8 protein-coding genes and 1 pseudogene are annotated in these 7146 nt (G+C 46.3%); 3 read left to right on the top strand and 6 right to left on the bottom strand.

What is annotated here, in order from left to right; all coding sequences use genetic code 11:
• Positions 1 to 620 precede the first annotated feature (620 nt).
• The 3 genes from QT992_RS32630 (at position 621) to QT992_RS32620 (ending at position 3083) form a co-directional block, all read left to right on the top strand.
• Positions 621 to 971 (top strand): hypothetical protein, encoded by a 351-nt coding sequence (locus QT992_RS32630; protein WP_333322050.1) that lies wholly within the window; start codon positions 621 to 623, stop codon positions 969 to 971.
• Positions 972 to 1078: 107 nt separating this feature from the next.
• On the top strand, positions 1079 to 2599 hold the full coding sequence (gene ycf46, locus QT992_RS32625; RefSeq protein WP_333227465.1) for a stress-responsive protein Ycf46: 1521 nt from the start codon (positions 1079 to 1081) through the stop codon (positions 2597 to 2599).
• A gap of 130 nt (positions 2600 to 2729) precedes the next feature.
• Positions 2730 to 3083 carry a DUF1257 domain-containing protein gene (locus QT992_RS32620; protein WP_006635781.1) on the top strand — a complete coding sequence of 118 codons (354 nt, stop codon included), beginning with the start codon at positions 2730 to 2732 and terminating at the stop codon, positions 3081 to 3083.
• A 170-nt stretch (positions 3084 to 3253) separates the two neighbouring features.
• Here QT992_RS32620 and QT992_RS32615 read toward each other — a convergent pair whose 3' ends face one another.
• From QT992_RS32615 to QT992_RS32590, 6 genes and pseudogenes are all read right to left on the bottom strand, one after another.
• Positions 3254 to 4504 (bottom strand): glycosyltransferase family 4 protein, encoded by a 1251-nt coding sequence (locus QT992_RS32615; RefSeq protein WP_333322052.1) that lies wholly within the window; start codon positions 4502 to 4504, stop codon positions 3254 to 3256.
• 61 nt (positions 4505 to 4565) lie between these two features.
• Positions 4566 to 4841 carry a glycosyltransferase gene (locus tag QT992_RS32610; RefSeq protein WP_333322053.1) on the bottom strand — a complete coding sequence of 92 codons (276 nt, stop codon included), beginning with the start codon at positions 4839 to 4841 and terminating at the stop codon, positions 4566 to 4568.
• Positions 4842 to 5123: 282 nt separating this feature from the next.
• Positions 5124 to 5594: a hypothetical protein gene (locus QT992_RS32605; RefSeq protein ID WP_333322054.1), complete on the bottom strand. Its 471-nt coding sequence runs from the start codon at positions 5592 to 5594 to the stop codon at positions 5124 to 5126.
• Positions 5595 to 5827: 233 nt separating this feature from the next.
• Positions 5828 to 6124, bottom strand: coding sequence for a glycosyltransferase (locus tag QT992_RS32600; protein ID WP_333322055.1), 297 nt, complete (start codon positions 6122 to 6124; stop codon positions 5828 to 5830).
• On the bottom strand, positions 6118 to 6846 hold the full coding sequence (locus QT992_RS32595; RefSeq protein ID WP_333342915.1) for a glycosyltransferase family 4 protein: 729 nt from the start codon (positions 6844 to 6846) through the stop codon (positions 6118 to 6120). Before QT992_RS32595 ends, QT992_RS32600 begins: the two co-directional genes overlap by 7 nt.
• Before the next feature lie 42 nt (positions 6847 to 6888).
• Positions 6889 to 7146, bottom strand: a pseudogene (locus tag QT992_RS32590) (hypothetical protein); the annotation flags it as partial.

Genomic DNA, 7146 nt, shown 5'->3' with positions numbered 1-7146 from the left:
TATGACATGAAGACAAGAAGGCAAATGTAAGTGATTGTTAGCAAATGTCAGAAAAAGTCTTACTGTTAATCAACCTTACCACAGATGGCGACTCAAAGAATTTGTTGGCCCTACTCCTATATATAGCGGTTCGATCGCGTTGTGAGGTATGGGGGCTTTGTCCTATGCCTATGCCCTATGCCCACGGAGGCCTATGCCCTATGCCCACGGAGGCCTATGAGCACCTCATGTTACTGAGAAAGGCTATATCTATTGTTGATATTTATAGTTGGTCGATCGTCCTTGACCAGGAATTTCAAAGGTGGTACCCGCCACGTGATTTATCCGTGGAATCAATCCAAAATCTCAAATCAAAAATCCTCAAGCCCCCGCATTTATCCGTGGGGTCGCCTCTAAAATCTAAAATCTAAAATCTAAAATCGATTGACGCTATCCATACCTGCCGCTGCACTTCGGCCTCATCAGCTACACCCCTAAGTTTTTCGTTGTTAACTGCCCCAGAATTACCTCAAATGTAACGAAATATTACAAGATGACGCTAAAGCAGCATAGAGGCTTGACAGCAAAGAATTAAGCGGCTAATCTGATATACATACCCGGGTAAGTCAATTCACTGTCATATGCAAGAAAAGCAAAAAGTTACATTGTATCTTCCACCAGAACTGCATCGCCAGCTCAAAATCCGAGCCGCAGTCGAAACTGAACCGATGTCATCAATTGCAGAAAGGGCAATTGTCTTCTACCTAGGAAATCCCGAACTGGTTGACGAAGTAGAAGCCTCCTACGGACAAACCCATCGGGTATACAACTGTCCAGAATGCACGGGTTCAGTAGTAATGCGAGATGGAGAACTGGCATCCGTAACAAGTCAGCCGAGCGTATTGGGTGAACAGGATCTTCCAGTAAAGCAGGTGTCGGGCGTCAGTGCCAGCACGGCCAAACCGGGAGAGGAAGAATTGGTTCCCTGCTAAGAATGCCTTGCTTCCCCAAAAAGCTAAAACTGAACATTTCAGTAAGAGGGCTAATGGCAGCATTGAGATTCAGCAAAGATAGCACCGTCTCTAGTGGGTCGAGGAATATGCAAGAAGAGATCAGTATTCTAATCCAAGCTCAATATCCTCTGATCTACCTCGTGACATCCGAGGAAGAGCGGTGTGAGCAAGCAATTTCGACAATAGCTCAAGCGAAACCACAGCGACGAGTATTTATCTGGACTGTAACTCACGGCATTGTGGAGTATGGTCAACCCCGCACCACCACCCAACACAACACCGTCTCGCCAGAGGCAGCAATTGAGTGGGTGATCAGGCAGCGAGAACCCAACAGTAACGCTAGCATCTACATTTTCAAAGATTTGCATCCTTTTATAGATTCTCCTCCGGTAACGAGGTGGTTGCGCGATGCGATCGCCAACTTCAAAGGAACGCAAAAGACAATTATACTGATGTCTCCTTTGCAGCAAATTCCGATCGAGCTAGAAAAGGAAGTAGTGGTATTAGACTTCGCGTTGCCAGACATGAAGGAACTAAACCAAGTATTGTCTGGTCAGTTGGAGCAAACGAAATCGCGACGCATTACCACAGAAGGGCGAGAAAAACTTTTAAAAGCAGCCTTGGGATTGACCAAGGACGAAGCTGAAAAAGTTTATCGCAAAGCCCAAGTTTCGACTGGGCGCCTCACAGAAGAAGAAGTAGACATAGTTCTTTCGGAGAAAAAGCAATTAATTCGGCGCAACGGCATTCTAGAGTTCATTGAAGAAGACGAAACCCTGGATGCAGTCGGCGGTTTAGAAGAGCTGAAGCGGTGGCTGAGACAGCGTTCCAACGCCTTTACAGAAAGGGCGAGAGAATACGGTCTGCCCCAACCAAAAGGGATGTTAATTCTCGGCGTACCCGGATGCGGAAAATCGCTGATTGCTAAGACCACCTCCCGCCTCTGGGGACTGCCCCTGCTGAGGCTAGATATGGGTAGAGTCTACGACGGCTCGATGGTGGGTCGATCGGAAGCCAACCTCCGCAATGCCCTCAAAACCGCAGAATCGATCTCTCCAGCCCTCCTCTTCATCGACGAACTAGACAAAGCCTTTGCAGGAGGCACTGGTTCTGCCGACTCAGACGGAGGCACCTCCAGCCGGATTTTCGGTTCCTTCCTCACTTGGATGCAAGAAAAGACTTCCCCAGTCTTCGTAATGGCAACAGCAAACCGAATCGAGCGGTTGCCGGGAGAATTCTTGAGGAAAGGCCGATTTGACGAACTCTTCTTTGTTGATCTGCCTACCAAAGAAGAACGCCAAGATATATTTAAGATTCACCTGTCAAAGCGCCGTCGGGAAATTACTCGCTTCGATTTAGAGCAACTTTCCAATGTTTCCGAGGGCTTTTCAGGTGCAGAGATTGAGCAAGCGCTAGTAGCCGCAATGTACGAAGCCTTCGCTCAAGATCGAGAGTTTACGCAGCTAGACATCATCGCGGCCATTAAATCCACAATGCCACTGTCTAAAACAATGACCGAACAGGTCACCGCCCTGCGAGATTGGGCGAGACAGCGTGCACGGCCCGCTGCGTCTTCCGTCGCTGAATACCAGCGAATGGAATTCTAAAAGCTTTCTCCTGGTCCAAACAGGAGCAAAGGCTAGCAACAGCTAGCAGTTCGATTCAAGAGCCGCCAAGCGGCACCGTTAAATCCAGACCGTTGTTGTTTCTCTCTCAGTTGTATTAGGAGGAAATCCAATGTCTCACTTTAGCACACTGCGTACCAAAATCACCGATGCCGAAATCTTGAAAGCTTCCCTGCGCGACTTGGGCATTTCAGTCAAGTCAGAAGCTGATGTTCGTGGCTATAACGGTCAGCGCGTTCGCTCCGACATCGTGGCGATTCTGGAAGGCGAATATGACCTGGGTTGGTCTCGCAATAGCGATGGTTCCTTTGACCTGATTGCCGACCTCTGGGGTGTCGCCAAAAAGCACAATCAAACTGAGTTAATCAACTCCATCAACCAGAAGTACGCAGTTAACAAGACCTTGGCCGCAGTCAAGCAGCGCGGTTTGCAAAATGCCAACGTTAAGCTGGTAGTGCAAAACTAATTGATCTGCAAATTTCCAAGCTCGCGGGTTAACCAAACAAACGGGTTAACCCGTTTTTATATCGCTAGGATGTAGAGGGGGGTCTTTGGGCCGCCACATACTTTTTTAGCACCCCCAAGCAGCAGCTTTCAACCTGAAAGCTGCTGCTTTATGCTTTAATGGTCGCCTACCTAATGCTTGGGGCAATCGTCGATCGTTTGTTGATAAATTTCAAGTATTCGATCGACTTTGCGTTCCCAATCAAAATGCTGCCCGACTCGTTCCCGTCCCGCACAACCCATACTCTGCCGCAATTCTGGTGAATGAGCGAGCTTGATCATCGCATCTGTCAGTCCCTTGACAAAGCCTTCTCTGGAAGCGGGTTCTACTAAAATACCGCAAGTGGAATTCAGATAATCTGCAGGGCCGCCCCAGTTCGTTGCTATGACGGGCAAGCCCACTGCCATTGCCTCCATCACCACAGCCCCCCCAGGCTCCCGCAAACTGGGGAAAACCATTGCATCAGCTTGTTGCATTTTGAGAGCGCACTCCTCCTGAGACAGCCAGCCACTAAATACAACGCTGCTGTCGATGCCTAAACGAGCTGTTTGAGCTTCGAGTTCCCCTCGGATGTCCCCATCACCGATGATTTCCAAGACTGCATCAGTTTGAGCCACGACGGGCGTGAAGGCTTCCAGCATCAAATCTACAGCTTTCCAGTCGATCAGCCTGCCTAAAAATATAAAATGAACCTGCCCAGTCGCGGCTCTTGATAAGCTAGAGTCCGATCGCCACACCGAGAAATCCACGCCGTTTTCCACAAGTTCAATAATTTTACCGCCCACTCCTGATGGAAGTGCCTGCTTCGTGCGATCGTTTGCCACTAACAGCGTCTCGGCTTTGATTTTACCGGGAAAAAGACGATTGAAGAAATCGACGAACTGGTGACCGATCTCGATTAAAATATCAATCGTAGGATTTTGGCGCGATCGAAAAGCCAGAGGAAATTTAACCGACGTGTTCATCGGCCCGATAACTACCGGCACTCCCAATCCGAACATCAACGAAGGAACTGTTGCCGAGACTGGTGTCGGTTCGTGTACAATATCAATCTCGTGTTCGCTCACCAGCAGCCGGACAATACGACGCTGTAGCACTTGGGTGTACAGGTGAGAGAGCAGCCCAAAAGTAAATTCATTCACTCTTGCAGGGATAAATCGCCCGCAATTGTTAAGCAGCCGGTGCAGCCAAGTGTCGGGTACAAAGTGCATTCGATCGCGCTCTTCTGGAAACAGCGCGGTGAGTTCTGCCTGGGTGCGCGCGTGCACCACTAACCATGTCTCTATTTGGCGCGAGCGAAGTATCCTGAAGTAGTTCAGCGGCAGCAATGCCTCGCCGCCGAATTTAGTTGAGGCATTCTGAGCAACAATTAGAATTCGCATAACTTCTTTTGGGCCCAACTGGATTTATGTAATCTTAGATTAAATTTGTTCTTTGGAATAACTAAGACGGGTTAGTTATTCCAAGTTTCTGCACGGAGGCCGTGGCTAAATTTAGCCATGATTTTTTTCCGGATTCCTGACTGAGGCTCAAAGCAAGTTCTAGATTTTGGAGGAGATTGGCGATCGCATCTGCCATTTCTTCGAGTTTTTCTGATTGGACTAATATAGCATCCGCGCCGTCATCTACTAGCTCAGAAGTTCCGCCTACACTAGTAACTACCGCCGGCACTTGCATCGCCATTGCTTCCATCACAGCAAACGGAACTCCTTGATTCAAACTTGCCAAAGCGAAAACGTGAGCTGCTTATAGACCTTGGCGAATTGCCTGTTCCGATACAGCCCCAAGTAGCTGCACGCATTCGGACATCGATTTATATTCAATCATTTTTTGTAGATATTGGTGATATCCGCTGCCCCCTTGTTCATCCTCGCCTGCAATTGGCAGCCTCACCTCAAATCCCCGATTTCGCAGCAATTATACCGTCTCAATCAAGTATTTGTGACCTTTCACCGGGTTGAGGCGACCGCCAGCAAAAATCTTCCACGGACTTCCTTCTTGCTAAGGCGTGTAAGAGCTGCTGCATTTAATTTCTGCAAAATTAATTCCCATTGGAGCAACAGCTAATTGTTTGGGAAGAAAGTTCGCTAATTTATGTTTGACATCATTGAGAAGCAGTTGAGATATGACGATCGCCAAAGCAGCATTTTTCCACTTTTGTTCCTGATTTGGCCCGTACACTTCTAGAGTTGGCCCGTGAAGAGTCATACTGTAAGTACAGCCTGTAAGAATTGAGTTAAATAAGGCTATGCTGGCGGCATTGGCACAGGAATGAACGTGGATGTGCGACCAACCTTTTGTTTTTGTTAACCCTGCTAGTTTGCCAGCAACAAAAACCAATGCCAATAGCCGAACCTTTTGAGATAATGATGTATCTCTCGCTTTGGCAATAACTGCGAGGCACTGCCACCATGCAGCCGGACCAGCTTTGAGAACCTCTACGAATGAGTTAATAAAATCTTTCGCAGCCAAGGGAAATAGATAAACAGTATTTTTTATAGCTTCTTCTGCCCATACGTGAGAAGCGATCGCCCTGGGGGCGGTTGAGTTGATACTAAATCTGTTTCACTTCCAAGTTTTGCAATAAATTGTCGCTCCCGCCCGTAAAAAATGTGTGTTTCTCCTGAAGATTGTGGAATGAAGTATCCAATTTTTTCTTCATTTCCTAGCTGCTTTCTAATTTTTAACTCAACAATATCGCTCTACTATGTCGATGCACTAACACTTTTCTCACCGAGCATTTTTTCGTAAATCTCGACGATTTTTAGGGCTTTGTTTTCCCACGCAAATTCTCTGGCTTTTTCCATCGCCTTAGCTGACATACTTTCCCGCAGCCGAGCATCTTCTACCAACATCTTAATTTTACTTGTCAACTCCTGGGTGAGATACTCTCTAGAAATCGGCTCTATCTTAAAACCAGTTTCTTCATTCACGTATTCACCAATATCCCCGTTATTGGCAACTATGCAGGGAAGTCCGTAAGCCATAGCTTCCATTACCACGGCGCGCCAAACTCTCGGATCGAAGGGAAACAAAAAATATCGGCTTTCCTGTAATAATCCAGAGTTTCAGATTGATTTACCCATCCTGCAAAGCTTACTATTTCGGCAAAATTAAGTTCCTTGACTCGGTTTTCCAAGTTATTTCTTGCCGAGCCATCTCCTACGATTGTTAAGCGTATTTTGCTTTGAATTGCCGGGGCTAATTTCCCAATAGACTCTATGACAACATCGGCGCATTTGTAAGGCACTAATCTGCCCACAAAAAGCAAATTGATATGGTTGACATCTTTCTTGGGGATACTTGTCTGACTTAAAAATTCCTCGGAAATGCCATTTTCGTAGAACAAATCAATTTTTTGGTCAGGGAGTGCAAACAAATCCTTTAGCAAATTTAAAGTATAGGTGGAACCTGCTAGGATTTTGTCGGCTTTTTTGTAAGTTTCTACATAGCCTGGAATTAATGCTCGACCAACTGCTCTCAAAAAGTTGAATTGAGCAAATTCTTGTCTTGCCGTTTCTTGAAAGCCTGGTGGAAATGGAATGCCCCCATTCACAGGCCCTAGAATAAAAGGAGTCTGCGGACACACACTGACTACCTTAAACGGATATCGCGGCATCATCGGGGTAATTGCATGAACTATGTCATAATCTCCGTTGAGGATTTTCCCTTTAAATTTTTGATAGACTTGCTGATTAAATTCTTCATAAATTGGGTAGATCAAGGCATTATAAAGAGGCCAATTTACTCGTCCATTTGCCGTAATTTAGGCGAGTATTTTATAATATTGTTTGGTTAAGTTACCTTCTTCTAGATAGAAAATTTTTTCGTATTCCGGATGTTTTTCTAGAGCTGGTTTATTTCTAATATGGGTAACGAGGGTTGTATCAACTAAGTTGTTAATTTTTTGAAAAAAATTGTATCCGACCAAAGGTACAGATGCCCAGGGGAGCATCCCGATTTTGCAAATATACAAAAGTATGATAAGGTGCGCCGCTTTTGGGGAAAAGCGACACTTAGCTTC

The organism is Microcoleus sp. T3_D1, assembly GCF_036700405.1.
GTDB lineage: Bacteria > Cyanobacteriota > Cyanobacteriia > Cyanobacteriales > Microcoleaceae > Microcoleus.
This window is presented reverse-complemented; position numbering and strand designations above follow the sequence as displayed.